Annotated in this window: 32 protein-coding genes; 22 read left to right on the top strand and 10 right to left on the bottom strand. The window is 61.5% G+C overall.

Annotated elements, in window-relative coordinates:
- On the top strand, positions 1-1140 hold a 1140-nt coding region (locus ACFRFQ_RS16640), incomplete at its 5' end, for a thioesterase domain-containing protein (RefSeq protein ID WP_378659608.1).
- A gap of 8 nt (positions 1141-1148) precedes the next feature.
- Here the strand turns inward: ACFRFQ_RS16640 and ACFRFQ_RS16635 are convergent.
- The 5 genes from ACFRFQ_RS16635 to ACFRFQ_RS16615 form a co-directional block, all read right to left on the bottom strand.
- Positions 1149-2846 (bottom strand): amidase, encoded by a 1698-nt coding sequence (locus ACFRFQ_RS16635; protein WP_378659605.1) that lies wholly within the window; start codon positions 2844-2846, stop codon positions 1149-1151.
- 113 nt (positions 2847-2959) lie between these two features.
- Positions 2960-4012, bottom strand: a complete 1053-nt coding sequence (locus tag ACFRFQ_RS16630) for an alpha/beta hydrolase (RefSeq protein ID WP_378659602.1) — start codon at positions 4010-4012, stop codon at positions 2960-2962.
- Positions 4013-4146: 134 nt separating this feature from the next.
- The gene (locus ACFRFQ_RS16625; protein ID WP_185993272.1) at positions 4147-5010 is read right to left on the bottom strand and encodes an ABC transporter permease; all 864 of its coding nucleotides are present in this window, start codon (positions 5008-5010) and stop codon (positions 4147-4149) included.
- The gene (locus tag ACFRFQ_RS16620) at positions 5010-5873 is read right to left on the bottom strand and encodes an ABC transporter permease (protein ID WP_378659598.1); all 864 of its coding nucleotides are present in this window, start codon (positions 5871-5873) and stop codon (positions 5010-5012) included. Before ACFRFQ_RS16620 ends, ACFRFQ_RS16625 begins: the two co-directional genes overlap by 1 nt.
- The gene (locus ACFRFQ_RS16615) at positions 5870-6859 is read right to left on the bottom strand and encodes an ATP-binding cassette domain-containing protein (protein ID WP_138869540.1); all 990 of its coding nucleotides are present in this window, start codon (positions 6857-6859) and stop codon (positions 5870-5872) included. Before ACFRFQ_RS16615 ends, ACFRFQ_RS16620 begins: the two co-directional genes overlap by 4 nt.
- A gap of 335 nt (positions 6860-7194) precedes the next feature.
- On the opposite strand from ACFRFQ_RS16615, the gene ACFRFQ_RS16610 reads away from it, so the two are divergent.
- Entirely contained in the window at positions 7195-8055 is an 861-nt protein-coding gene (locus ACFRFQ_RS16610) for a glycosyltransferase (protein WP_378659593.1), read from the top strand.
- Here ACFRFQ_RS16610 and ACFRFQ_RS16605 read toward each other — a convergent pair.
- The 5 genes from ACFRFQ_RS16605 to ACFRFQ_RS16585 all read right to left on the bottom strand — a co-directional run bounded on the left by ACFRFQ_RS16605 (position 8044) and on the right by ACFRFQ_RS16585 (position 13135).
- Positions 8044-9009, bottom strand: coding sequence for a diiron oxygenase (locus ACFRFQ_RS16605; protein ID WP_378659590.1), 966 nt, complete (start codon positions 9007-9009; stop codon positions 8044-8046). The genes ACFRFQ_RS16610 and ACFRFQ_RS16605 overlap by 12 nt on opposite strands.
- Positions 9010-9018: 9 nt before the next feature.
- Positions 9019-9900, bottom strand: coding sequence for a prephenate dehydrogenase/arogenate dehydrogenase family protein (locus ACFRFQ_RS16600; RefSeq protein ID WP_378659587.1), 882 nt, complete (start codon positions 9898-9900; stop codon positions 9019-9021).
- A 6-nt stretch (positions 9901-9906) separates the two neighbouring features.
- Positions 9907-12006 carry an aminodeoxychorismate synthase component I gene (gene pabB / locus ACFRFQ_RS16595; protein WP_378659584.1) on the bottom strand — a complete coding sequence of 700 codons (2100 nt, stop codon included), beginning with the start codon at positions 12004-12006 and terminating at the stop codon, positions 9907-9909.
- On the bottom strand, positions 12003-12416 hold the full coding sequence (locus ACFRFQ_RS16590) for a chorismate mutase family protein (protein WP_378659581.1): 414 nt from the start codon (positions 12414-12416) through the stop codon (positions 12003-12005). Before ACFRFQ_RS16590 ends, pabB begins: the two co-directional genes overlap by 4 nt.
- Before the next feature lie 230 nt (positions 12417-12646).
- The gene (locus tag ACFRFQ_RS16585) at positions 12647-13135 is read right to left on the bottom strand and encodes a hotdog fold domain-containing protein (protein WP_378659578.1); all 489 of its coding nucleotides are present in this window, start codon (positions 13133-13135) and stop codon (positions 12647-12649) included.
- A 502-nt stretch (positions 13136-13637) separates the two neighbouring features.
- Here ACFRFQ_RS16585 and rpsJ point away from each other — a divergent pair.
- From rpsJ to rpmD, 20 genes are all read left to right on the top strand, one after another.
- Positions 13638-13943: a 30S ribosomal protein S10 gene (rpsJ, locus tag ACFRFQ_RS16580; RefSeq protein ID WP_003938093.1), complete on the top strand. Its 306-nt coding sequence runs from the start codon at positions 13638-13640 to the stop codon at positions 13941-13943.
- A gap of 17 nt (positions 13944-13960) precedes the next feature.
- A complete protein-coding gene (gene rplC / locus ACFRFQ_RS16575) occupies positions 13961-14617 on the top strand; it encodes a 50S ribosomal protein L3 (RefSeq protein ID WP_033231381.1) in 657 nt (218 codons plus the stop codon).
- Entirely contained in the window at positions 14614-15294 is a 681-nt protein-coding gene (rplD, locus tag ACFRFQ_RS16570) for a 50S ribosomal protein L4 (RefSeq protein WP_378659575.1), read from the top strand. The genes rplC and rplD overlap by 4 nt, the downstream gene beginning before the upstream one ends.
- Positions 15291-15596: a 50S ribosomal protein L23 gene (gene rplW, locus ACFRFQ_RS16565; RefSeq protein WP_033231379.1), complete on the top strand. Its 306-nt coding sequence runs from the start codon at positions 15291-15293 to the stop codon at positions 15594-15596. Before rplD ends, rplW begins: the two co-directional genes overlap by 4 nt.
- A gap of 39 nt (positions 15597-15635) precedes the next feature.
- Complete coding sequence (rplB, locus tag ACFRFQ_RS16560; RefSeq protein WP_378659571.1) at positions 15636-16472, top strand: 50S ribosomal protein L2; 837 nt, start codon at positions 15636-15638, stop codon at positions 16470-16472.
- A gap of 13 nt (positions 16473-16485) precedes the next feature.
- Complete coding sequence (gene rpsS, locus ACFRFQ_RS16555) at positions 16486-16767, top strand: 30S ribosomal protein S19 (protein WP_003940820.1); 282 nt, start codon at positions 16486-16488, stop codon at positions 16765-16767.
- Complete coding sequence (gene rplV, locus ACFRFQ_RS16550; protein ID WP_033231377.1) at positions 16764-17168, top strand: 50S ribosomal protein L22; 405 nt, start codon at positions 16764-16766, stop codon at positions 17166-17168. Before rpsS ends, rplV begins: the two co-directional genes overlap by 4 nt.
- The gene (rpsC, locus tag ACFRFQ_RS16545) at positions 17168-17974 is read left to right on the top strand and encodes a 30S ribosomal protein S3 (RefSeq protein ID WP_378659568.1); all 807 of its coding nucleotides are present in this window, start codon (positions 17168-17170) and stop codon (positions 17972-17974) included. The genes rplV and rpsC overlap by 1 nt, the downstream gene beginning before the upstream one ends.
- Before the next feature lie 3 nt (positions 17975-17977).
- Positions 17978-18394 carry a 50S ribosomal protein L16 gene (rplP, locus tag ACFRFQ_RS16540; RefSeq protein WP_131576554.1) on the top strand — a complete coding sequence of 139 codons (417 nt, stop codon included), beginning with the start codon at positions 17978-17980 and terminating at the stop codon, positions 18392-18394.
- Entirely contained in the window at positions 18394-18630 is a 237-nt protein-coding gene (gene rpmC / locus ACFRFQ_RS16535) for a 50S ribosomal protein L29 (protein WP_033231375.1), read from the top strand. The genes rplP and rpmC overlap by 1 nt, the downstream gene beginning before the upstream one ends.
- The gene (gene rpsQ, locus ACFRFQ_RS16530; protein ID WP_003941020.1) at positions 18627-18908 is read left to right on the top strand and encodes a 30S ribosomal protein S17; all 282 of its coding nucleotides are present in this window, start codon (positions 18627-18629) and stop codon (positions 18906-18908) included. Before rpmC ends, rpsQ begins: the two co-directional genes overlap by 4 nt.
- Before the next feature lie 327 nt (positions 18909-19235).
- Positions 19236-19604, top strand: coding sequence for a 50S ribosomal protein L14 (gene rplN / locus ACFRFQ_RS16525; protein ID WP_003940951.1), 369 nt, complete (start codon positions 19236-19238; stop codon positions 19602-19604).
- A complete protein-coding gene (gene rplX, locus ACFRFQ_RS16520) occupies positions 19604-19921 on the top strand; it encodes a 50S ribosomal protein L24 (RefSeq protein ID WP_033231374.1) in 318 nt (105 codons plus the stop codon). Before rplN ends, rplX begins: the two co-directional genes overlap by 1 nt.
- A gap of 1 nt (position 19922) precedes the next feature.
- Positions 19923-20489, top strand: a complete 567-nt coding sequence (gene rplE, locus ACFRFQ_RS16515) for a 50S ribosomal protein L5 (protein WP_033231373.1) — start codon at positions 19923-19925, stop codon at positions 20487-20489.
- Positions 20490-20493: 4 nt separating this feature from the next.
- Complete coding sequence (locus ACFRFQ_RS16510) at positions 20494-20679, top strand: type Z 30S ribosomal protein S14 (RefSeq protein ID WP_033231372.1); 186 nt, start codon at positions 20494-20496, stop codon at positions 20677-20679.
- 303 nt (positions 20680-20982) lie between these two features.
- Positions 20983-21381: a 30S ribosomal protein S8 gene (rpsH, locus tag ACFRFQ_RS16505; protein WP_033231371.1), complete on the top strand. Its 399-nt coding sequence runs from the start codon at positions 20983-20985 to the stop codon at positions 21379-21381.
- 15 nt (positions 21382-21396) lie between these two features.
- Complete coding sequence (rplF, locus tag ACFRFQ_RS16500; protein ID WP_033231370.1) at positions 21397-21936, top strand: 50S ribosomal protein L6; 540 nt, start codon at positions 21397-21399, stop codon at positions 21934-21936.
- A gap of 1 nt (position 21937) precedes the next feature.
- Positions 21938-22345, top strand: coding sequence for a 50S ribosomal protein L18 (gene rplR / locus ACFRFQ_RS16495; RefSeq protein WP_033231369.1), 408 nt, complete (start codon positions 21938-21940; stop codon positions 22343-22345).
- A 31-nt stretch (positions 22346-22376) separates the two neighbouring features.
- On the top strand, positions 22377-23048 hold the full coding sequence (rpsE, locus tag ACFRFQ_RS16490; protein ID WP_378659558.1) for a 30S ribosomal protein S5: 672 nt from the start codon (positions 22377-22379) through the stop codon (positions 23046-23048).
- Positions 23048-23227: a 50S ribosomal protein L30 gene (gene rpmD, locus ACFRFQ_RS16485; RefSeq protein ID WP_003940751.1), complete on the top strand. Its 180-nt coding sequence runs from the start codon at positions 23048-23050 to the stop codon at positions 23225-23227. Before rpsE ends, rpmD begins: the two co-directional genes overlap by 1 nt.

Here is a 23227-nt window from a genome sequence, read left to right as displayed (position 1 = left end):
GGGTATATGGTTCCGGCTGCTGTGGTGGTGTTGGATGCGTTTCCGTTGAATTCGTCGGGGAAGTTGGATCGGGTGTTGTTGCCGGAGCCGGTGTTTGAGGCTCGGGTGTTTCGGGCTCCGGTGTCTTCGGTGGAGTTGGTGGTGGCGTCGGCGTTTGTGGGTGTGTTGGGTGTTGATCGGGTGGGGTTGGATGATGATTTCTTCGAGTTGGGTGGCAACTCCCTCATCGCGATGAAGCTGGCGTCTGAACTGAGTAATTCTGTCGGTGCCGACGTACCGGTGCGTATGCTGTTCGGTGCATCGACGGTTGAATCTCTTTCCGCCCGAATCGAAGACGTACGCAGTGGCGGCGCGCAGGAGTCGAATCACGCACTCGATGTTCTCTTGCCGATCCGGGAAGCCGGATCGGCCGTACCGGTATTCTTCATCCACCCGATGAGCGGGCTGGCATGGAAGGCATCCGGCTTGATTCCACACCTCGACGGGCAGACACCGCTCTACGGTCTGCAGGCGCCGGTGATGGCGGAATCGTGGGCGCTACCCACCTCGGTCGACGCTCTAGCCGAGCGTTACATTCGCGAGATGGTGAGCGTGAATCCGAGCGGCCCCTTCCACATCGTCGGCTATTCGCTCGGTGGCTTCATCGGACATGCGTGTGCAGTTCTGTTGCGCTCGAAGGGTTTCGAAGTGAAGCTCGCGATGATCGATCCGCGCGGGACAACCGAAGTCGGAGAAACCCAGGCGCAGGACAATGTCGCCGAATTGGCAGCAGGCTGGGGAGTCGATGTCGGGGATACCCTTGATCTCGGTGCACTGGGCCGGGACGAGATTCTTGCGCTCGGTCGGTCACTCGATTCACTGTCGTTCCTGACCGACGACCAACTTGGATCGCTGTACGATTTTGCGACTTCTTCCGCCTCGATGATCGACGAGTACAAGCCGAGCGTCTTCGACGGTGACGCTGTACTTCTCAGCGCCACAGTCGGCGTCGGTTCGACAACGGAACTGGCCGCAGCCTGGAAGCCTCATGTGAACGGAACATTGACCGAGACAACGGTGCAGAGTTCGCATCACGCGATGATGGAAACCGATCAGCTCGCGCTGATCGGTCCTCGCGTAGCGGCGTTCTTCAGGAATTGATCGGAGCGTTAAGAGGACGTCGGCACAAATCTGAACGAGAAGCCGACGTTTTGCGTATTTGTCGGGTCCGGTCCAATTCCGGGCTGGGCAGTCACCGATGTCGGTATCTGCCTCGCATTTCGGATCAAGGGTGGAGCTTCCTGCCAAAAAGGTTGGGCAGCTTGGAGTTCCAACGCAATTTGGATCAGGCCGGCTTCGTCCCACATGCGGCCACCGAGTTGGACGCCGAAGGGAAGTTCGGTCTCCTTCGACCTTCCGGCGGGCGTCGTGACAACCGGAGCGCCGGTGTAGTTGGCCCACGCGACATCGGCAGTGACACCGTCGAACAGTGCGATGCCCGCGACCTCAGAGCGCTTACTGCCATCTACGCTGGCGCCGGGTACGAGAATGGCATCGAGATTGTGTTCGGAGAGCATGTGGTTGTATTCGTGTTGGTAGCGAAGCCTGTTGTGAGCCAACGTCATGTAGTCGGCGACCGGAACAGCCATCGACGCAAGTGCCTGCCCGACGAAGAGTGCCCGCTCCGGTTTGTACAGCCCGATGCGGTCGGAGAACTGTTGGTGGTAATTGCCGGCTTCGGCCATGTCGCCGGTCAGTAGTCCCGTCGGGTAGGTCGGCATCGTCACATCGACCAGCGTGCCTCCGAGTGCGACGACAGTGTCTGTGAACTCGGAGAACAGTGTCCCCAAGGATCCCGGCAACTTGTCGACGCCTTTACGTGGGATACCGAATCGGCGGCCGGCGAGCGGTGACTTTCCGCCCTGAGCAGCCAAGGGATAACCGTCGTCCGGAACCGGCGGGCCGACCGACGTGGTGGGATCGTTGACGTCGACGCCGGCCATGTAGCTGAGCAGCAAAGACGCATCGGCAGCACTCCGGGCCATCGGACCGGTATGGTCGCGGGTCCAATTGAGGGGGATCGTTCCGTACGTGCTGCAACGCCCGAAAGTCGGTTTGACAGAGGTGATGCCAGTTGCGCTTGCGGGCAGGCGGAGTGACCCGCCGGTATCGGTTCCAGTTGCAAGAGGACTGAAGCGGGCCGCGAGGACTGCAGCACTGCCACCGGACGACCCACCGGGTGAGTACTCCGGGTTCCACGGGTTGCCCACTTGAGCTGTCGCCACACCGATGGCGAACTCGTCGCAGTGTGCGTGACCCATCAACACCATGCCCGCTTCACTCAGGCGGCGCCAGACGGTCGAGTCTCCCGCAGCGATGTTCCCTTCGAGGACACGACTCGACGCGGTGACCGGCAACCCCGATACCGCGAACATGTCCTTCAATGCGATCGGGAGTCCGCAGACGAGTGGTGGCGTTTCACCCGCACTTGCACGCCCTGCACTCGAGAGTCGTTGCGCCGCTTTCTCGGCAGCATCGTACGCGACCTCCGGATAGATCCGGATCCATGAACCGATCCCGCCGTCGTACTCGTGACTGCGTGTCAGACATGCGTCGAGCAGTTCGCGTGGATGCAGGCTGCCATCCTGGAGCAGACTGGCGGCTTCGGTAGCGCTGAGCAGTGCCGGGTCGGTCGCATCGATCGCGTTCGGCAGCGGCAACTGGGATCGCTGGGAGTGGGCCCGAACCGGTGTTGCGGCCGCAGGTCGTGCAGCTGCGGGTTGGGCAGAAATACCGACTGCCGCACCGGCGATACCGAGTGTTGTTGCGGTACCGAGGAAACCTCGTCGGGAGATGCGTGCGGTCACGAGTGCTGCTTTCTGGTTTGTTGAGCCGGCTGGTCGACAAATGAAAGGGCCGCTATCCCTCGAACTCAGAGTCCGAGGGATAGCGGCCTATCCAGCTGTAAAGCGGTTGTGCCTCAGATGTTCAACGAATCGGCGATGAACGGCCACGACTTGTGGAGATCGTCCTGCCAGTAACCCCACGAGTGGGTGCCCGTCGGGCGGAAGTCCACCACAGCCGGAATGTTCAACTCGTACAGACGCTTGGCCATGTTGGAGGTGCACAGGTTGGTTGCAGCTTCGATGACACCGCCGACGATGATCTGGTTCTCCAGATTTGCGCGTCCGTCATTCATGCGAGGGTTGAGGCTCGTGTCGTTCGGGAAGCCGGGAAGACCGTTGCCGGTGCTCATGTAGATCGGGGTTCCGCGGAGCTTTTCGGCGTTGACCAGCGGATCGTGATCGCGCCAGCCCTGACCGTCGAGCGGGCCCCACATGTTGGTGACGTCGTCGACTCCACCGATCCATTCGGTGGTGATTCTGACGAACTGCTGGCCGAGCGGGTCACTGGTCTGAGCGCAGCCACTGTACGCGGCAACAGAGTTGTACAGACCGGGGTGCTCGATAGCCAGGTTCAGAACTGACGTACCGGACATCGAGATCGCGGACAGTGCCTGTTCGCCGTTGCTGCCCAGTTCTTTGTTCAGGAGTGGCGGCAGTTCCTCACCGAGGAAGGTCGACCACTTGTTGCGTCCGGCCTTCGGGTCGTCCTGCTCCCAATCCGTGTAGTAGGAGAGGCGTCCGCCCACGGGGGTCGCGACATTGACGTTCTTGTCGCTGAAGAAGTCGACGACGTCCGTCTGACGCTGCCAGGTCGCGGAATCTTCGCCACCGCCGGCACCGTTCAAGAGGTACAGAATGGGCCGCGGTTCGGAGTTGTCGGCCGGCGTGATGACCTGAATGGGCACCACCTTGTCCATCGACGCAGCATAAACATTGACGACGAGTTGCCGATCATTGATCTTCTGCACGGACTTGACGTACGAACCGCTCGCGGCCACGTCGGATGCAGAATTGCCCGAATTGTCGGGTGCGGCTTGCGCAATACCGGCGGTGAACAATGAGCAGGCGATCGCCAGAACTCCGGCTTGTGTGGCGCGACGCCAGGCTGGTTTCGTGTTTCGCGTCAAGACTTCTTACCTCTCGGTTGAAACGGTTCTCGGAAAAAGCGACAGTCCTTGCTTCCCGATTGGATATGTCGACCCGACCGTCGGATACGTTACGCGACGCTGCCGACACGGTAGATCGAAAATTGGTTCAGGCGTTAATCCGATGCAGCCCGACGGTATCCCTGAATTGCCGGATATATGAATATTGCGATCATTCCGAAGGACCACGCAAATGTCTTGAGGACGGGTTCGAGAACGGGCCCACCAAGGGACATTCCTCGCATCGCTTCGACCGCTACCGACATCGGTTGTGCCGCGATCACCGGTTGCAACCAGACCGGATATGCCATCGTGGGGACAAAACCACTGTTGAAGAACATCAGTAGCGTGCATCCGATGGAAACGATTTCGACGAGTGGAAGATTGTCGGACACCGTAGCGAGAGCCGTCACCATCACGGCAAATCCGATTCCGAACACGATGGGTAGAAGAAGCATTCCGATCGCGGCAACCGGCCCTTGATTGAATCGGAAACCGGCGATGAATCCGACGCCGATGATCACGATCGTCGTCACGAGGACACGGATGGCCTCGGCGATCATTCGCCCGACCAACCCGGACGCGCGGTGGGCCGGAAGCGTCCAGAAACGGCTGAGCAGTCCGCTGGTCTTCTCCGTCCGCAGCCCGACAGCACTCGCAATGGAACCGAACATCGCACCGACCAGAATGATCAGCGGAACAGTTCCGTAGATACTCGGCTGACCGGTCGCGGCGCTGATCGAGTTCCCGAGGACAACTCGGAACATGATGAGCGTCAAGGCCGGGTACAGCAACGCTTGGATCGCAGTGGACGGATCACGCGCCCAACTGACGAGTAGACGCCGAGCCTGAATCAGGCTGTGAGTCCACAGAGCTTTCGCGGAGTTTTCCGGAAACGCGGCATTGGGTTCGGGGAAGTTGAGCGTGCGCCCGCGTCGTGGCTCGCTGTGGTCGAGTTCGCTTCTGTCGATACTGGTCATCACGCCCGCCTTGTGCTTGCCCAGTAGGCAAGGGGAGCGCAGACGACCAGCAGTCCCAACGACCACATGACAACCGGGAACATCGTGTTCCAGGTGACGCCACCGTGCGCGAGGTCGCGCATCGCGAAGGAAAACTGTGAGACGGGTTGGTTACGCACGAAGGGGCGGATCCACTCGGGAAAACCGGTCTCGGGAGCAAACCCACACGAGAGCATGCCCAGGATCAGCTGGGGAAGTGTCAGTGCCTGGCTGGTTGCCTGCGGACTCTTCGAGAGCGAGCCGATCGCGTCGGCGCCGAGCGACAAACACGTACTGAATACCAAGGCCAAGCCGCAGAAGAGCGCTGCCTGACCCAGACCCTCGGTGAATCGAAAACCGATCGCGTGTCCGTAGACGAGTGCGGCCGTCAACGACACCACCGAACGGACGAATCCGCTGCTCATCCGGGACAGCAAGGGCACAGGCCCGTACACCGGCATGGTCTGCATACGCGAGCTGAATCCGGTGATCTTCTCCTTTGCCGACATCTGAGCGGCCGAGATCGACGTGAAGGCCATGGCCTGCAGCACGATGATCGGCATCAGGAACTGTGCGTAGTCGATGCCTTGGAGCTGCATCACGAACTTCAACGGCAAGTAGAAGCCCACTGTGAAGATCAACGGTGCGATGACGGCGATGACCAGTTCGTAGCGTCGAACCATCGCCCGCAACGTGCGACCCGTGAGAACCCACCACTGCATGAGTGCCGACGGATTCGGACGACGGTGACGTCCTACTCTCGTGGCTGCCGGAACCGAGATTTCGCGGCGACCGGTCTTCTGCAGCGTCAGGTTCGGGGTTTGGTACTTGGTAGTCGTGGTCATGCAGGCTCACCGGCCTTACCGGGTTCTGCGGCCTGGGGGCGTCCGGTCAGCGAGAGGAAAACATCGTCGAGCGACGGGCGGCGCAACGCGATGTCGGCAAGCGGAATTCTTGCGTGATCGAGGCGGCGCAAGGCCTCGGCAAGGGTTGCGGAACCGCGCGGAGCCGGGATCGCGATTTTTCCGTTGTCCTTGGCTAGATCGAAACGGAAGTCCGGTGGAAGTAGGTTGCCCAACGCGTTGGCTGCGGGGCCGAGCAACTCGGCCGACAGGGGAACGATCTCGCAGAAGCTCGCTCCGGTTCGGGCCTTGAGCTGATCTGCGGTTCCTTCGGCGATGACCGAGCCCTTGTCGATCACGATGATGTTGTCGCTCAGAAGGTCGGCTTCTTCGAGGTACTGCGTGGTCAGCAGAACCGTGATGCCTTGTTCCTTCAGTGTTTGAACAAGATTCCACACGCTCTGACGGCTGCGCGGGTCCAATCCGGTGGTCGGTTCGTCCAGGAACACGACCTCGGGGCGAACGACAAGCCCACACGCAATGTCGATGCGACGACGCATACCGCCCGAATAGTTGGCCACCGTCCGAGCGCCGGCTTCGACCAAGTCGAACTCTTCCAGCAGATCAGCGGCCCGCTGTTTTGCCGACGCCCGGTCCAAGCCCATCAACTGTGCAAACAGTTCGATGTTCTCGCGGCCGGTCAGCGCATTGTCGAGTGCTGCGAACTGCCCCGTCATCATGATCGAACGACGAACTTCCGGGGCATTGCGCACCGCGTCGTATCCGGCGATCATCGCGCGTCCGCTGTCGGGACGAATGAGCGTCGAGAGCACCTTGACGGTGGTGGTCTTGCCTGCACCGTTGGGTCCGAGAATGCCGAGGACCGATCCTTTGGGGGCCTGGAAGTTGATGCCGCGCAGGGCGTGGACATCTTTGAAGGACTTGTGAACGTCCTCCACGACTACGGCCGCGTCCGTGGGAAAGGGCATCAATTCTCCGCTGTCTACGTGAACAAGGTGGGGCTACCTTAGGTGGCCTGGTTGTGCCGATCCGGCTAGTAGTGAGGCCGGAGGGCGCAGCCTCGGATAACCCACACGGATTGCGGGAACCTTGGTTGTCTATCTCCGAACGCACTGAGCATGTTACCGGAGGTGACACGTGCAACTTTGGCCTCAGCGGGGGTGATTCGGCGCTTTTGCCTGACTGGACGAGTAAGCATGCAGTTGGGCCGAGGCGAACTTGTGTGGCATCGCACACTCCGCACTCCGTGTCCGATGCCTAACTGCATCGATCGACACTCACGCTTGGTGATAGCGTGCCGTCCATGGGTGCCCAGTTGTCGGTTGTTGTTCCTGTTTACAACGAAAACGAATATCTTTCGGACTGCCTGGAATCCTTGTTGCTGCAAGGTGACGATATTTTCGAGATAGTGGTCGTAGACAATAACTCGACCGACGGAACCGTTGCGATAATCGAAGAATTCGAACGACGGTCGTCGAAGATTCGTTATTTGGTGGAAACTCGGCAAGGTGTTGTTTTTGCCAGAAACCTGGGATTCAACTCTGTGCAAGGAGAATTGATCGGCAGAGTAGACGCCGATACGCGAGTATCGTCCGGCTGGGCTCGCGCAATACATGATCTTTTCACGGATACGGAATTCGATGCGGTCACCGGGTTCTCGCTGTTTTACGAATCACCGTTTGCAACCGCGCAACGCAACGCAGTTGCAAAGCAAGACAGTCTCGGAAATCTCAGCGGATTGAAAGACGCACCTTCCCTGACCGGGTCGAATATGGCGATCCGGAAATCTGCGTGGCTGGCCGTGCAGAGCTTCGTCAGTGACCGTAAGGATTTCCACGAAGACGTCGATCTGTCGTATTGCCTTCTCGGACACGGAATGAAGATCGTTCAGAACCTTGCGATGCGAGCAGAAGTGTCCGGACGCCGCGGAGAAACCGGTCCGATCGAATTTCTTTCCTACAACAAAGCGTCGATCGCAACACTGAAACAACATGGTGCGATGAACCGTCGACTGCGTTTCATGATTTTCCGCAGTTCGATACTTCACGCTGTGCTGTGGCCCGCATATCGCATGTACGACAAGAGCACCGACACGATGTCGGTGAAGCGACTGTTCTTCAGGCCCGCCGCCCGCCAGATGCCGGTCGAGGCCTCAGGAAGCTGATCCTCCCGGCAAGGGGCGATCGACACCAAGCGCGTCGTACAACTTTTTGATCCCACTGAAGTCCTGCACGAGTAGGCCGGATTCGGGGGAGTGCTCGACCTCGTCGATCATCCGGTCACCGCCGACAATGCGCTCGGCATCCAAGATCGCCCGCCACGCGCCGAAATCGTTGCCGGCAAATGCTGCCATCGCATCGGCCGCTCCGTCGACGAACCGTCGACGCGCATCCGAATCGAGATTCTCGAACACGGACACAGCCAGAGCGTCCGCGATGGACGCGTGACAGAGCTCGTCGCGATTGTGAAGCCTGACTGTCGCACGATTGACCGGCTGAATGTCCTCGCCCTCGATGATCACGTCGAGGTACGAGCTGATCGAGATCTCGGCGACGGTCATGTATGCAAGTGCGACCACTGCCCGCGAACGCTCGTCCGGGCACCGCGACAGTGTTCGGGCGCGAGCACGCACCGTCAGAACGTCCGGGAGAGACTTCGTCGGCAGCGACCACTTGCGTCCGCGGCGGGTCGACGAACTTGCGTTGAGATGCATCAGCGTGTGGTACTGCTCGTCGACCATGGCCTGATTGACCGCGACCGCAACTGAATCACCGAATCCCACATCGAACGCGTCCACAGCCAGAAGTTCGAACCCCGGATTCACCACGGACCGCTCGATATCCATGACGTTCTTGTTGAACGCAATCCAGGCCCACGCGCGGAGTCGTCCTTGTTGCTCCGGCGTCAATGCCACGTACACGGGGTGCGCGGCGAACGGCAGCAACGAGTCCGGATAGTCGAGTTTTGTCTCGTCGAAGAGATCGTCCAAGTCGGGTTCGGGCCGCTTGACGGCGGCGCGGCGCGGCCAATTCTCGGCAAGTCGGCGCACGATGGCGCTCTCGACGGGATCCTCGGCGTCGAAGCCGGGAAGCGCGGGCGGTGCCACTCGATTGCGCATTGATCCCTCCTAATCCGGGGCGTTGGCTTCTCGCGAGCTGATGGCCTCGAAGAGTGTTCTGCACAATTCGTCAAGGTCCTCCGACCGATTACCCAGAGCGCCGCCCGCCGACGCCACGAGATTCGAAAAGTCGTCGAAATTTCCTGTTGCCGCCTCCACCGAAGCAGCGGCAGAAGTCAACGCTTTGCGGGCAGCCGCGGCATAGGGATTGCCCGACTGAACATCCCAGTACACCTCGGGCTCGCCCGCCACGATTCGGGCGAGCAACGCCGAGAGTGTTCGATGCGGCGGCGGGCCGACGTCGGCGATCAGATCCGGTGCCACATCGAGTTCCGCCAACGCGAGACCGAACGCCAACACCGCAGCATGAGTCAGGGCCTGGGTGGCAGCGGCCAGACGGTCGTGGCAGTCCGAATCCATGACGGGCGTCGACGCACCCCATGATCGGACCTCGTCGAGGAATTCGCGGCACAGCGGGCCGTCGACGTAAGGAACCGCAATAACCGCACGACCACGTGGGCCGAGGGAAGGCCGGAACATCGGGTTGAGTCCGAGGAATTCACCCGTGCGGCCGGATTCCTCGACGGCAACGGCTATGCGGGACTTGACCGACAAGGTGTCGACGATCAGCGTGTCAGCGCGGGCGGCACGCGTCAGTGTCGGCAATGCTGCGAGTGCGGTCTGCTCGGCGACGGCCAGGACTATCAGTTCAGCCTGGGCGAGTGCGTCGAGTATCGGCCCGTCGGGGCAGGAGACGTCGCCGATGAGATCGCTGCCGCGCGTGCGGTCCAGAACCGTCACGGATCTGCCGTCGTCGCGCAGGAGGCCGGCGAACATGGATCCCACTGCGCCGGCGCCACCCACCACGATCACCTCACCCCGCGCCGGCATCGTAGGTTACCTTCCCGGTCCGTTCCGGTGGCTCGGCGCTACGTCGAGGGCACGGAGCATCGTCGACGCCTTGACCGTTGTCTCGTCGAATTCCTCCTCCGCGTCCGACAATGCGGTGATGGCGCCGCCGATCCCGAAGCTCACTCCGGACGACGTCGAGACAAGCGAGCGGATAACAATCGACAGATCGGCAGCGCCACCGAGTGCAAAGTATCCGATCGAACCGGAATACACTCCACGAGGGCCTGATTCGAGTCGGTCGATAATTTCCATCGTGCGGACTTTCGGTGCACCTGTCATCGATCCGCCGGGGAACGCCGCTCGAACGCAGTCGACCGCTGACGAATCGCCGCGCAGTTTTCCGCGCACTGTCGAGACCATCTGGTGAACGGACGAATACGATTCGATCCCGAACAAACGTGGCACGTGGACACTTCCCGGGACGCAGACCTTCGCCAGGTCGTTTCGGGTGAGATCGACGATCATCAGATTTTCCGCGCGGTCCTTCTCGCTGTCGAGGAGGTCTTGCCGCAGTGCCGCGTCCCGCGCCCGAGTGACGCCACGGGGGCGAGTGCCCTTGATCGGTTTGCTCTCCACCTTGCCGTCGGAATCGACCCGTAGGAATCGTTCCGGCGAGGCTGAGATGACGGCAATTCCGGTGAAGTCGAGCAGAGCGCTGTAGGGAGTGGGGTTGATTGCGCGCAGGTACTCGAACGTGCGCAGGGAGTCGATTGCCCCGTCGACAGCGGCCATATTGGTCAGGCACACCTCGTACGATTCGCCGACGTGGATCTGTTCGAGTGCGTCCTCGATCAACGACAGGTACCGGGCGCGATCGTGACGCAAACGTGCTTGTGCCCATACGGTTTCGCTGATCAGCGGAACCGGGATTCGCTCCTCGTCAGCAGCGCCGACGGCGGCAAGAACGTTGACGGCATGCGCGAGCCAATCGTCAGGATCGTTTGCCTGCTGTGTGTCGCGCACTTGGGTTTCACGTAGTCGCAAGACATGGGTTCGGCCGGCAGTGTGATCGATGACAATCGCACGATCCGCGAAAACCATTGCCGCGTCGGGTGCGTCGGACGAGTGCGCGCGGTGGCCACCGGTTTGCGCCTTCAATTCATATCCGAGGTAGCCGACATATCCGAGATTGAAATCCAGTTCCGGATCCGGGGGAATGTACCGCGTCGCGAGTTGTCCCTCGAGATAGTCGAAGAACGGGACGTGGATGTGCTCGTCAGGCAAGCCATCTCGGGTCACCGTGAGAGTTCCGGCGTCGACGTCGTACGTGATGAACTCTGCCGACGGGCCGGAAGAATCACCCATGATCGAGAACCGCGCGTCCGGTTCCGACGTGGCGGCCCGATCGAGCCAGTACGCGTTGGGTCCTTCCGCAAACAGCGCGGCGTACGCGGCGGATGGATCCACGGCAAAATCGAGTCGAACCTTGTCGACCTGGTACGACGACGCCGGTCGCAAGATCGGCGCCTGTGGCGTCGGATCGCGGCGCATCACGGACTCGAGAGTTCGGCCGACCGACAGATCGCGGAAGTTCGTCAGCAGTTCCACCCCGAATTCGGTGCTGATCGATTCGGGATGGAATTGAACGCCCCACATCGGCTTCGTCCGATGCCGGACTCCCATGATCACACCGTCCGACGTCCAGGCGGTGCGCACAAACGTGTCGGGAAGATTCTCGACGGTCAGCGAGTGGTAGCGGACCGCACGGAACGGGGAGGGCAGGCCGGCGAAGACTCCGGACCCGTCATGATCGACAAGGGAAATACGGCCGTGCATCGGCTCCGGCGCCAGTACGACATCTGCGCCGAACAGTTGACACAAACCTTGGTGCCCGAGGCATACACCGAGTAAGGGGAGTGGTCCTTCCTCGATGAACCTGCGACTGATCCCGAAATCGCGTTCCCGATCCGGCCGTCCCGGCCCAGGCGAGATCACGACATTGTCGAACTCGGCAAGATCGAGGGATTCCCACTCGGCGTCGTTGGTTACGACGGTGGGCACGATGCCGTTGACCTTGGTCAACAGGGTGAAAAGGTTGTACGTGAACGAGTCGTAATTGTCCACGAGGAGCGTGCGGGAACTCATCTCGTTAATCCTGATCTCCAGCCGACTGATTCCCGCACATTTTCCATGTTCGCGTCGGGCCCGTCGATCACCAGGTCCTCGAGCCGGCATGTTTCCGCGATCAGCAGCTCGTAGAGCGAGCTGAAGAACTCAGGTGACAGGTTGTGCTGGCGAGCAAATTGGCGCGCCCGCTCCTGGACGACGTGCACACGAGACGGCTGCATCATCGGAACATGACTCGACCGCTTCCACTCGCCGATTTGCAGGCACAACAGGAGTCGCTCACGCACGGTCTCGAGCAGGGTGGCGTCGATGGCGTCGAGTTGGCGTCTGAACCTCTCGAGATCGTCACCGGGGCTGCGATCGTGGGTGTCCGTATGCGCGATCTCCCTGTGCGCGTCGGTGCCGGTCGAGTGCTGGAAGTCTGCCACGGTGCCTCCTGCTGCTGCGCTCTCGGAGGCGACGCCCACCCGTCGCCGACGCCTTCAGAAGGCGCCGGCTACCGGTACCCCGACCGATCATCGCCGTTCGGGAAGGTGTTCCACCAATTCTGCGACTCGAAACCCGGATATCCTTTGCCGTGCAAGGCAGCTTCTGGATGTGATGGATGATGTCGACGTTCGTGAATCATCCTGTTACCCACAGGTATTAGGTCCAGTTGTTACTTTTTTGTCACCCAGGTGGTGATCTCGGCGCGGACCACTTCCTTGCCGGCGCGGTCGACGATCGTGATCGGCACGACCAATTCGGAGCCGGTGGAGATGGCGTCGAAATCGGGCACGGGCGAGAGTGTGGCCACGGCGCGGAGTCCGGTTTCTGCCTTGGCCACGTACTCCACGTTCATCGATTTCGGAATCCATCGGTGGGTGCTGGGGACGGTGGCTTCACACAGCATGCCCATTGCGACCTCGGCCAGGTTGCATGCCGCAATCGCGTGGAACGTGCCGAGATGGTTGTGCACTCCCCACCACTTCGGGGCGCGCACCTCGCACTGACCCGGTTCCAAAGTTGTGACGCGGGGGAGAACGGACGCGAAGTAGGGAACGCGAATCGACATGGCCAATGAGAAGACGGCCTGCCCGAAGGTGTTGTCCGGAAGCTTCTGCCAGGCGCGATAGGTGGGAGTCGTTGTACTCGTGCTCGAAGTCATGATCCAACCTTACTTGGGAGTAAGATCGTTGTCGCCCACATCACGATCAGAACGTGAGAGCCCGGAGTTGAGTAATTCGGGCGCCTACGGCATACTAGTCGGGTTGCCTTGTCTGGGACTGGGTCGTTTGCGGCCAAGAGCAGTCAAGGGTGAAGACGTCACGAACAGTAAGTTGGGGTAACCCGGCAATGATCGTGGCCAAGTAAGACGAGATGTAAAGCAAGACGGAAGCAGTACCTACTTTGTGTTCGACTTCGAACACGTCCGGTACGCATCACGCGCCAGATGGTCGAAAGATCATCGGCGCAGGATGAGTGAGAGAGCGACACGCCCGACCGCGTGTACCGGAGAACAATGACAAACGAACAGCGGCAGCGGATCTGGATACGTCCCGATCGCTTAAGTGTTCGTCGTGTCATCGTCCAGGCAAGGACTGTGCAGACGAGGTAGCTCGAGCCTGACCAGGCGGGCTACGAAACGCGGCAAGAAAAGGACACTAAGCGTGGCGGGACAAAAGATCCGCATCAGGCTCAAGGCCTACGACCACGAGGCGATCGACGCGTCAGCGCGCAAGATCGTCGAGACGGTAACCCGTACGGGTGCCCGCGTCGTTGGACCTGTGCCGTTGCCGACCGAGAAGAACGTATATTGCGTCATCCGCTCGCCGCACAAGTACAAGGACTCGCGCGAGCACTTCGAGATGCGTACTCACAAGCGGCTGATCGACATTCTCGACCCGACGCCGAAGACGGTTGACGCGCTCATGCGCATCGACCTTCCGGCCAGTGTCGACGTGAACATTCAGTGACGGCGGAGACAAAAACAATGACTGATACCAAGATCAAGGGAATCCTGGGCACCAAGCTCGGCATGACCCAGGTCTTCGACGAGAACAACCGGGTTGTCCCGGTCACCGTCGTCAAGGCTGGGCCCAACGTCGTAACCCAGATTCGTACCGAAGAGCGTGACGGCTACACGGCTGTTCAGCTCGCGTTCGGCGCAATCGACCCGCGCAAGGTGAACAAGCCGGTCTCCGGCCAGTTCGCCAAGGCTGGTGTGACCCCGCGTCGCCACGTCGTCGAGTTCCGCGTTGCGGATGCCTCCGACTACGAGGTCGGCCAGGAACTCACCGCTGAGGTCTTCGAGGACGGCGCATTCGTCGACGTCACCGGAACCAGCAAGGGTAAGGGATTCGCCGGAACCATGAAGCGTCACGGCTTCAAGGGACAGGGTGCATCGCACGGTACCCAGGCCGTTCACCGTCGCCCGGGCTCCATCGGCGGCTGTGCAACTCCCGGCCGCGTGTTCAAGGGCATGCGCATGTCCGGACGCATGGGTAGCGACCGCATCACGACGCAGAACCTCTCGGTCCACAAGGTGGACGCCGAGAACGGCCTGCTGCTGATCAAGGGTGCGATCCCCGGCCGCAAGGGCGGCCTCGTGATCGTCAAGAGTGCAGTGAAGGGTGGTGCACGAGCATGACCAGCACCGAGACCAAGTTGACCCTGGACGTCAAGGTCGCCGGCGGCAAGACCAACGGCACCGTCGATCTCCCCGCTGAGATCTTCGACGCTCCGGCCAACATCGCGCTTCTGCATCAGGTTGTCGTCGCGCAGCTCGCCGCTGCTCGTCAGGGAACCCACTCCACCAAGACCCGCGGCGACGTCCGCGGCGGTGGCAAGAAGCCGTACCGCCAGAAGGGCACCGGCCGCGCACGCCAGGGCTCGACTCGCGCACCCCAGTTCGTCGGTGGCGGAACCGTTCACGGCCCGCAGCCGCGTGACTACAGCCAGCGCACCCCCAAGAAGATGAAGGCAGCCGCTCTCCGCGGAGCCCTCTCTGACCGCGCACGCAACGAGCGCATCCACGTCATCACCGAACTGGTTGCAGGGCAGACGCCTTCGACCAAGAACGCAATCGCGTTCCTCGGCGAGATCTCGGATCGCAAGAAGCTGCTGCTCGTCGTGGGTCGCCAGGACGTAGCCGCTTGGAAGAGCGTGCAGAACCTGGAAGGCGTGCATCCCATTGCACCCGACCAGCTCAACACCTACGACGTGCTCAATGCGGATGACGTCGTGTTCAGCGTCGAGGCGCTCAACGCGTTCATCCACGGGCCCGCCGAGACCGCCCAGGAAGAGAACAAGGAGGAGGCCAAGTGACGACCATCGCTGACCCCCGCGACATCCTGCTGGCACCGGTCATCTCCGAGAAGTCCTACGGACTGATCGAGGAAGGCACCTACACCTTCCTGGTGCACCCGGACTCGAACAAGACGCAGATCAAGATTGCCGTCGAGAAGGTCTTCGGTGTCACTGTGACCAGCGTCAACACCGCCAACCGTCAGGGCAAGCGTAAGCGGACGAAGTTCGGTTACGGAAAGCGCAAGAACACCAAGCGCGCTCTCGTGACTCTCGCCGCCGACAGCAAGCCCATCGAGATCTTCGGAGGACCGGTCGCGTAAGCGCCGGGACTTGACGAGACATAGAGGACGAGAAGACTCATGGCAATCCGTAAGTACAAGCCGACAACACCGGGCCGTCGTGGCTCGAGCGTCTCGGACTTCGCCGAGATCACTCGGTCGACCCCCGAGAAGTCGCTGGTTCGCCCGCTGCACGGCCGTGGTGGCCGTAACGCACACGGTCGTATCACCACCCGTCACAAGGGCGGCGGACACAAGCGCGCCTACCGCCTGATCGATTTCCGTCGCAACGACAAGGACGGAATCCCGGCCAAGGTCGCTCACATCGAGTACGACCCCAACCGCACAGCAAACATCGCACTCCTGCATTACGCAGACGGTGAGAAGCGCTACATCATCGCCCCCAAGGGCCTGGTGCAGGGTTCACCGATCGAGTCCGGTGCAGGCGCCGACATCAAGCCGGGCAACAACCTGCCGCTGCGCAACATCCCGACTGGTACCACCATCCACGGTGTGGAACTGCGTCCCGGCGGCGGAGCCAAGATGGCCCGTTCCGCAGGTGCCAGCATCCAGCTCCTCGGTAAGGAAGGCACCTACGCCACGCTGCGTATGCCGTCCGGTGAAATCCGTCGCGTCGACGTGCGCTGCCGCGCATCCATCGGCGAGGTCGGCAACGCCGAGCAGTCGAACATCAACTGGGGCAAGGCCGGCCGTATGCGTTGGAAGGGCAAGCGCCCGACCGTTCGTGGTGTCGTGATGAACCCGGTCGACCACCCGCATGGTGGCGGCGAGGGCAAGACCTCCGGTGGTCGCCACCCGGTCAGCCCGTGGGGTAAGCCGGAAGGCCGTACCCGCAAGAACAAGGCAAGCGACAAGATGATCGTTCGTCGCCGCCGTACCGGCAAGAACAAGCGCTAGGAGGGAGTGAAGGATGCCACGCAGCCTTAAGAAGGGCCCGTTCGTCGATGACCACCTCCTCGCGAAGGTGGATGTACAGAACGAAAAGGGAACCAAGCAGGTCATCAAGACCTGGTCCCGTCGTTCGACCATCATCCCGGACTTCATCGGCCACACGTTTGCGGTTCACGACGGCCGTAAGCATGTCCCCGTGTTCGTTTCCGACTCCATGGTCGGACACAAGCTCGGAGAGTTTGCACCGACCCGTACGTTCAAGGGTCACATCAAGGATGATCGGAAGGCGAAGAGGCGATGAGCAACACCGAAACCGCCAACCCGACTGCCAAGGCAGTAGCGCGCCACGTGCGCGTTACGCCGATGAAGGCACGTCGTGTTGTGGACCTGGTCCGCGGGCGCTCGGTTGAAGACGCCCTGAACATTCTGAAGTTCGCGCCGCAGGCAGCGAGCGAGCCGGTCGCCAAGGTGATCGCCTCCGCAGCAGCCAACGCCGAGAACAACCTCGACCTCGACCCGAGCACGCTTGTCGTCGCGACGGCGTTCGTGGACGAGGGCGCGACCCTCAAGCGGTTCCAGCCGCGTGCACAGGGACGTGCGTTCCGTATTCGCAAGCGCACCAGTCACATCACCGTGATCGTGGAGAGCCTGCCGAAGTCCGGAACATCGACCCGTAATCGCCGGAAGGGAAGTGCTCAGTAGTGGGCCAGAAAATCAACCCGCACGGCTTCCGTCTCGGCATCACCACCGACTGGAAGTCTCGCTGGTACGCAGACAAGCAGTACGCGGAGTACGTCAAGGAAGACGTCGCGATCCGTAAGCTCCTCGCCACCGGCATGGAGCGCGCGGGAATCGCGAAGGTCGAGATCGAGCGCACCCGTGACCGTGTTCGCGTGGACATCCACACGGCGCGTCCGGGCATCGTCATCGGCCGCCGCGGCGCCGAAGCCGATCGCATCCGTTCCGAGCTCGAGAAGCTGACCGGCAAGCAGGTTCAGCTGAACATCCTCGAGGTCAAGAACGCAGAAGCTGAAGCACAGCTCGTCGCACAGGGTGTGGCCGAGCAGCTCTCGAACCGCGTTGCTTTCCGTCGCGCAATGCGTAAGGCCATTCAGTCGGCCATGCGTCAGCCGAACGTCAAGGGAATTCGCGTTCAGTGCTCCGGTCGTCTCGGCGGCGCCGAGATGTCCCGGTCGGAGTTCTACCGCGAAGGCCGTGTGCCGCTGCACACGCTTCGTGCGGACATCGACTACGGCCTCTACGAGGCCAAGACCACCTTCGGTCGCATCGGCGTCAAGGTCTGGATCTACAAGGGCGACATCGTTGGTGGCAAGCGTGAGCTCGCAGCCAGCGCCGCCGCTCCGGCCGGGGATCGCCCGCGCCGCGAGCGTCCGAGCCGTCCCCGTCGTTCCGGCGCAACCGGCACCACCGCGACTAGCACCGAGGCCGGCCGCGCAGCGACCGCAACCGCCGATGCTCCCGCTACTGATCAGAATCAGGAGGGCTGACGCATGTTGATCCCTAGGCGGGTCAAGCACCGCAAGCAGCACCACCCGAGCCGTTCGGGTGCCGCCAAGGGCGGTACCCAGGTGACATTCGGTGACTACGGCATCCAGGCTCTCGAGCCTGCCTACATCACCAACCGGCAGATCGAGTCCGCTCGTATCGCCATGACTCGGCACATCAAGCGTGGCGGCAAGATCTGGATCAACATCTTCCCGGATCGCCCCCTCACGAAGAAGCCGGCCGAAACCCGAATGGGTTCCGGTAAGGGTTCGCCCGAGTGGTGGATTGCCAACGTCAAGCCCGGACGTGTTCTGTTCGAAATGTCCTACCCCAACGAGGAGATCGCTCGTGAGGCACTGCGCCGCGCGATGCACAAGCTCCCGTGCAAGTGCCGGATCGTGACCAGAGAGGAGCAGTTCTGATGGCTACTGGAACCCCAGCAGCAGAGCTCCGCGAGCTCAGTGAAGACGAGCTGGTCACCCGGCTCCGCGAAGCGAAGGAAGAACTTTTCAACCTTCGTTTCCAGATGGCCACAGGCCAGATGGACAACAACCGACGACTGCGCACCGTTCGTCACGAGATCGCGCGCATCTACACCGTCCTGCGTGAGCGTGAGCTCGGACTCGCTGTGGGTCCGGATGCAGGTGACGCGGCATGAGTGAGGAAAAAGCAGTGAGCACAGAAGAGCGCGCGAGCCGTAAGGTCCGTGTCGGATACGTAGTTTCCGACAAGATGGAAAAGACGATCGTGGTCGAGCTCGAAGACCGCGTCAAGCACAAGCTCTACGGCAAGATCATCCGCCGTACGACCAAGGTGAAGGCGCATGACGAGAACGGCGTTGCCGGCGTCGGCGACCGCGTTCAGCTGATGGAAACCCGTCCGCTGTCCGCGACGAAGCACTGGCGTCTGGTCGAGGTCCTCGAAAAGGCCAAGTAAGCCTGATCGAAATCTCGAGCTGATCGAGTACTACCGAATGGCCCGCTTCCCCTTGGGGGAGTGGGCCATTCGGCTTTGGTGCGAATGCCCTGCAATGGGCAAGGTGGCCGCTGATTTGGTAATCGGAGAGGCGTTCCCTACAATAGAACGGTTGCCTGTGGCAGAGGTGTGTCTTCACGTGCGCAGCTCGACCGGTGCTTGCAGTGATCGTCTTGCCGATGAATTTCGGTGAGGCAACAGCTCAGACACGACGCAGGCGGCAACAATGACCGCGCGCACCGGGTCGGTAATCCGTTGCGCACGAAATTCCAGGTCTAGGGAGATCAAGTGATTCAGCAGGAGTCGCGAGTTCGCGTCGCTGATAACACGGGTGCCAAGGAAATCCTTTGCATCCGCGTTCTCGGCGGTTCGTCACGTCGCTACGCCGGGATCGGTGACGTCATCGTCGCCACCGTCAAGGACGCAATCCCCGGTGGAAACATCAAGAAGGGTGAGGTCGTCAAGGCCGTCATCGTTCGCACGACCAAGGAGCGCCGTCGTCCGGACGGTTCCTACATCAAGTTCGACGAGAACGCAGCAGTGCTCATCAAGGCTGACAGCGATCCCCGTGGAACCCGCATCTTCGGACCCGTCGGCCGTGAGCTGCGCGAGAAGAAGTTCATGAAGATCGTTTCGCTCGCCCCGGAGGTGCTGTGATGAAGGTGCACAAGGGTGACACCGTTCTGGTCATCGCCGGCAAGGACAAGGGCGCGAAGGGCAAGGTCATTCAGGCTTTCCCCGCGACCGACAAGGTCCTCGTCGAAGGCGTGAACCGAATCAAGAAGCACACCGCGGTTTCCGCGAACGAGCGCGGAGCATCCTCCGGCGGCATCGTCACGCAGGAAGCTCCGATCCACGTATCCAACGTTGCAGTCGTCGACTCGGACGGAAACCCCACTCGCGTGGGCTACCGCACCGATGAAGAAACCGGCAAGCGCGTACGGGTTTCCCGGAAGAACGGGAAGGACATCTGACATGACCTCCACCGAAAACAAGGTCCAGCCGCGCCTCAAGGCACGCTACCGCGCTGAGATCAAGGACGCGCTCAACAGCGAGTTCGACTACGCCAACGTCATGCAGATCCCCGGTGTTGTCAAGGTTGTCGTCAACATGGGCGTCGGCGACGCTGCCCGTGACGCCAAGCTGATCAACGGCGCTGTCCACGACTTGTCTCTCATCACGGGCCAGAAGCCCGAGATCCGTAAGGCACGTAAGTCCATCGCGCAGTTCAAGCTTCGCGAAGGCATGCCCATCGGCGCACGCGTCACCCTCCGTGGCGACCGTATGTGGGAGTTCCTGGACCGCCTCGTGTCTGTCGCACTGCCCCGTATCCGCGACTTCCGCGGCCTCTCGGGCAACCAGTTCGATGGCAACGGCAACTACACGTTCGGCCTCAACGAGCAGTCGATGTTCCATGAGATCGACGTGGACAAGATCGATCGCCCCCGCGGTATGGACATCACCGTCGTGACCACCGCAACCAACAACGAAGAAGGCCGTGCACTGCTCAAGCACCTCGGCTTCCCGTTCAAGGAGAACTGAGCGCATGGCTAAGAAGGCATTGGTCAACAAGGCCAACAAGAAGCCCAAGTTCGCGGTTCGCGCCTACACCCGCTGCCAGCGCTGCGGTCGCCCGCACGCTGTGTTCCGCAAGTTCGGCCTGTGCCGAATCTGCTTGCGCGAGATGGCACACGCCGGCGAGCTTCCCGGAGTTCGCAAGAGCTCCTGGTGATCTGAGACCTTCGGGTCTTGTCACTACACGCTTGTGAATGGGCGTGGGTTCCTTCGGGAATCCACGCCCATTCGGCATTTGTCGCGTATTTTCCGGACGTTGGGGAAGCCCTGGTTGGACAGGGCGAGCAATGTTCCCTACACTAGACCGGTTGCCGTGGCTGACGCATGCGTTCAGCTCGGTGCGGTAACTTACGCCGTCTGACATAAGTCGGACGGCCCAGCCGAATTGCTGGAGGCCCACGACCGGACTCTGTCCGGTGTTGCATGGGAACCACAGCGAGAAAGGTGTCGAGGTCGACCTATGACCATGACTGACCCCATCGCAGACTTCTTGACGCGTCTGCGCAACGCCAACACGGCGTACCACGATGAGGTGAAGCTTCCCCACTCGAAGATCAAGGCGAACATTGCCGAGATCCTCAAGCGCGAGGGCTACATCTCCGACTTCCGTACCGAAGACGCAGAGGTGGGCAAGACCCTCGTCGTCGATCTGAAGTACGGCCCCAGCCGCGAGCGTAGCCTCGCCGGCGTGCGTCGCGTTTCCAAGCCCGGTCTCCGGGTTTACGCGAAGTCCACCAACCTGCCCAAGGTCCTCGGAGGCCTCGGCGTGGCGATCATCTCCACGTCGTCCGGTCTGCTCACCGATCGCCAGGCGGCCAATCAAGGAGTAGGCGGGGAAGTCCTCGCCTACGTCTGGTAGAGGGAGGCCACCACAATGTCGCGTATTGGAAAGATTCCGGTCAACGTCCCCGCGGGCGTCGACGTTACGATCGCCGGCCAGGACGTCACGGTCAAGGGGCCCAAGGGCACCCTGGCACTGACGATCGCCGAGCCCATCGAGATCGCCAAGGCTGAGGACGGCTCCCTGAGCGTCACTCGCCCCGACGACGAGCGTCGCAGCCGTGCGCTGCACGGTCTGTCGCGGACCTTGGTTGCGAACATCATCACCGGTGTCACCGAGGGTTACACCAAGAAGATGGAAATCCACGGTGTCGGTTACCGTGTGGCACTGAAGGGCAAGGACCTGGAGTTCGCGCTCGGCTTCAGCCACCCGGTGCCGATCGAGGCTCCCGAAGGCATCACCTTCGTCGTCGAGTCGCCCACCCGGTTCTCGGTGTCCGGCATCGACAAGCAGAAGGTCGGGCAGATCTCGGCCAACATCCGTCGTCTCCGTCGTCCGGACCCGTACAAGGGTAAGGGCGTGCGTTACGAGGGTGAGCAGATCCGCCGCAAGGTCGGAAAGACGGGTAAGTGATATGAGCCAGACTGCAAACCAGAAAGCCAAGCGGATTCCGCTGGGCAAGGATGCGTCCACGAAGCGTCGTCTCTCGAAGACACGTCGTCACTTCCGTCTCCGCAAGAAGGTCTCCGGCACGCCCGAGCGTCCCCGCTTGGTCGTCAACCGGTCTTCACGCCACATCCACGTCCAGCTCGTGGACGACCTGGCAGGCCACACTCTGGCTGCTGCGTCGACCATCGAAGCCGACGTGCGCGTGGCCGAAGGCGACAAGAAGGCTGCGAGCGCGAAGGTCGGTCAGCTGATCGCCGAGCGCGCGAAGGCTGCCGGCGTGGAAGCAGTGGTCTTCGACCACGGCGGACACGGCTACCACGGTCGCATCGCGGCCTTGGCAGACGCAGCTCGCGAAGGCGGGTTGAAGTTCTGATGACCAACATTTTCAACGGAAGGACAGCCTGATGCCGGGACGTCAAAGGCGTGACGGCGGAAGCGGACCCGCCGGACAGAATGGCCCCAACAGCGGCGACAACAGCAACGCTCGTGGGGACAACCGTGGTGGCGGCCGTGACCGTCGCGACGGTGGCCGTGGCGGAAACGCCGCGGAGAAGTCACAGTTCATCGAGCGCGTTGTCACGATCAACCGCGTCTCCAAGGTCGTCAAGGGTGGTCGTCGCTTCAGCTTCACCGCCCTCGTGATCGTCGGAGACGGCAACGGACTGGTCGGCGTCGGCTACGGAAAGGCCAAGGAAGTTCCCGCGGCCATCCAGAAGGGTGTCGAGGAGGCTCGCAAGAGCTTCTTCCGCGTCCCGATGATCGGCAACACCATCACTCACCCCGTTCAGGGTGAGGCTGCTGCCGGCATCGTCATGCTTCGCCCGGCAAGCCCCGGTACCGGTGTTATCGCCGGTGGCGCGGTGCGTGCCGTGCTGGAGTGCGCTGGAATCGCGGACATCCTGTCGAAGTCGCTCGGTAGCGACAACGCCATCAACGTCGTGCACGCGACCGTTGCCGCGCTCAAGGATCTGCAGCGTCCCGAGGAAGTTGCGGCTCGCCGCGGCCTCACCCTCGAAGAGGTTGCACCCGCCGGCATGCTGCGCGCTCGCGCACAGGCTGCTGGGAGTGTGAAGTAATGGCAGATCTCAAGGTCACTCAGATCAAGAGCATCATCGGGACCAAGCAGAACCAGAAGGATTCTCTGCGCACGCTCGGTCTCAAGGGCATCCGTCAGACCGTTGTTCGTGAGGACAACGCACAGAACCGCGGTCTGATCAACGTGGTGCGCCACCTCGTAACAGTTGAGGAGGTCTAA

Source organism: Rhodococcus sp. NPDC056743, assembly GCF_042790355.1.
Taxonomy (GTDB): Bacteria; Actinomycetota; Actinomycetes; order Mycobacteriales; family Mycobacteriaceae; genus Rhodococcus_F.
The sequence above is the reverse complement of the archived record's forward strand: the minus strand, read 5'-3'. Positions and strand labels throughout refer to the sequence as shown.

Coding starts and splice junctions, on each gene's coding strand:
- rpsS (WP_003940820.1), top strand. CDS start 16,486: ATGCCACGCAGCCTTAAGAAGGGCCCGTTCGTCGATGACCACCTCCTC.
- ACFRFQ_RS16585 (WP_378659578.1), bottom strand. CDS start 13,135: ATGACTTCGAGCACGAGTACAACGACTCCCACCTATCGCGCCTGGCAG.
- rplP (WP_131576554.1), top strand. CDS start 17,978: ATGTTGATCCCTAGGCGGGTCAAGCACCGCAAGCAGCACCACCCGAGC.
- ACFRFQ_RS16615 (WP_138869540.1), bottom strand. CDS start 6,859: ATGCCCTTTCCCACGGACGCGGCCGTAGTCGTGGAGGACGTTCACAAG.
- rplC (WP_033231381.1), top strand. CDS start 13,961: ATGACTGATACCAAGATCAAGGGAATCCTGGGCACCAAGCTCGGCATG.
- rplE (WP_033231373.1), top strand. CDS start 19,923: ATGACCTCCACCGAAAACAAGGTCCAGCCGCGCCTCAAGGCACGCTAC.
- rpsE (WP_378659558.1), top strand. CDS start 22,377: ATGCCGGGACGTCAAAGGCGTGACGGCGGAAGCGGACCCGCCGGACAG.
- rplD (WP_378659575.1), top strand. CDS start 14,614: ATGACCAGCACCGAGACCAAGTTGACCCTGGACGTCAAGGTCGCCGGC.
- ACFRFQ_RS16610 (WP_378659593.1), top strand. CDS start 7,195: ATGGGTGCCCAGTTGTCGGTTGTTGTTCCTGTTTACAACGAAAACGAA.
- rplV (WP_033231377.1), top strand. CDS start 16,764: ATGAGCAACACCGAAACCGCCAACCCGACTGCCAAGGCAGTAGCGCGC.
- rpmD (WP_003940751.1), top strand. CDS start 23,048: ATGGCAGATCTCAAGGTCACTCAGATCAAGAGCATCATCGGGACCAAG.
- pabB (WP_378659584.1), bottom strand. CDS start 12,006: ATGAGTTCCCGCACGCTCCTCGTGGACAATTACGACTCGTTCACGTAC.
- rplX (WP_033231374.1), top strand. CDS start 19,604: ATGAAGGTGCACAAGGGTGACACCGTTCTGGTCATCGCCGGCAAGGAC.
- rplR (WP_033231369.1), top strand. CDS start 21,938: ATGAGCCAGACTGCAAACCAGAAAGCCAAGCGGATTCCGCTGGGCAAG.
- ACFRFQ_RS16625 (WP_185993272.1), bottom strand. CDS start 5,010: ATGACCAGTATCGACAGAAGCGAACTCGACCACAGCGAGCCACGACGC.
- ACFRFQ_RS16605 (WP_378659590.1), bottom strand. CDS start 9,009: ATGCGCAATCGAGTGGCACCGCCCGCGCTTCCCGGCTTCGACGCCGAG.
- ACFRFQ_RS16620 (WP_378659598.1), bottom strand. CDS start 5,873: ATGACCACGACTACCAAGTACCAAACCCCGAACCTGACGCTGCAGAAG.
- rpsH (WP_033231371.1), top strand. CDS start 20,983: ATGACCATGACTGACCCCATCGCAGACTTCTTGACGCGTCTGCGCAAC.
- rpmC (WP_033231375.1), top strand. CDS start 18,394: ATGGCTACTGGAACCCCAGCAGCAGAGCTCCGCGAGCTCAGTGAAGAC.
- rplB (WP_378659571.1), top strand. CDS start 15,636: ATGGCAATCCGTAAGTACAAGCCGACAACACCGGGCCGTCGTGGCTCG.
- ACFRFQ_RS16510 (WP_033231372.1), top strand. CDS start 20,494: ATGGCTAAGAAGGCATTGGTCAACAAGGCCAACAAGAAGCCCAAGTTC.
- rplF (WP_033231370.1), top strand. CDS start 21,397: ATGTCGCGTATTGGAAAGATTCCGGTCAACGTCCCCGCGGGCGTCGAC.
- ACFRFQ_RS16600 (WP_378659587.1), bottom strand. CDS start 9,900: ATGCCGGCGCGGGGTGAGGTGATCGTGGTGGGTGGCGCCGGCGCAGTG.
- rpsQ (WP_003941020.1), top strand. CDS start 18,627: ATGAGTGAGGAAAAAGCAGTGAGCACAGAAGAGCGCGCGAGCCGTAAG.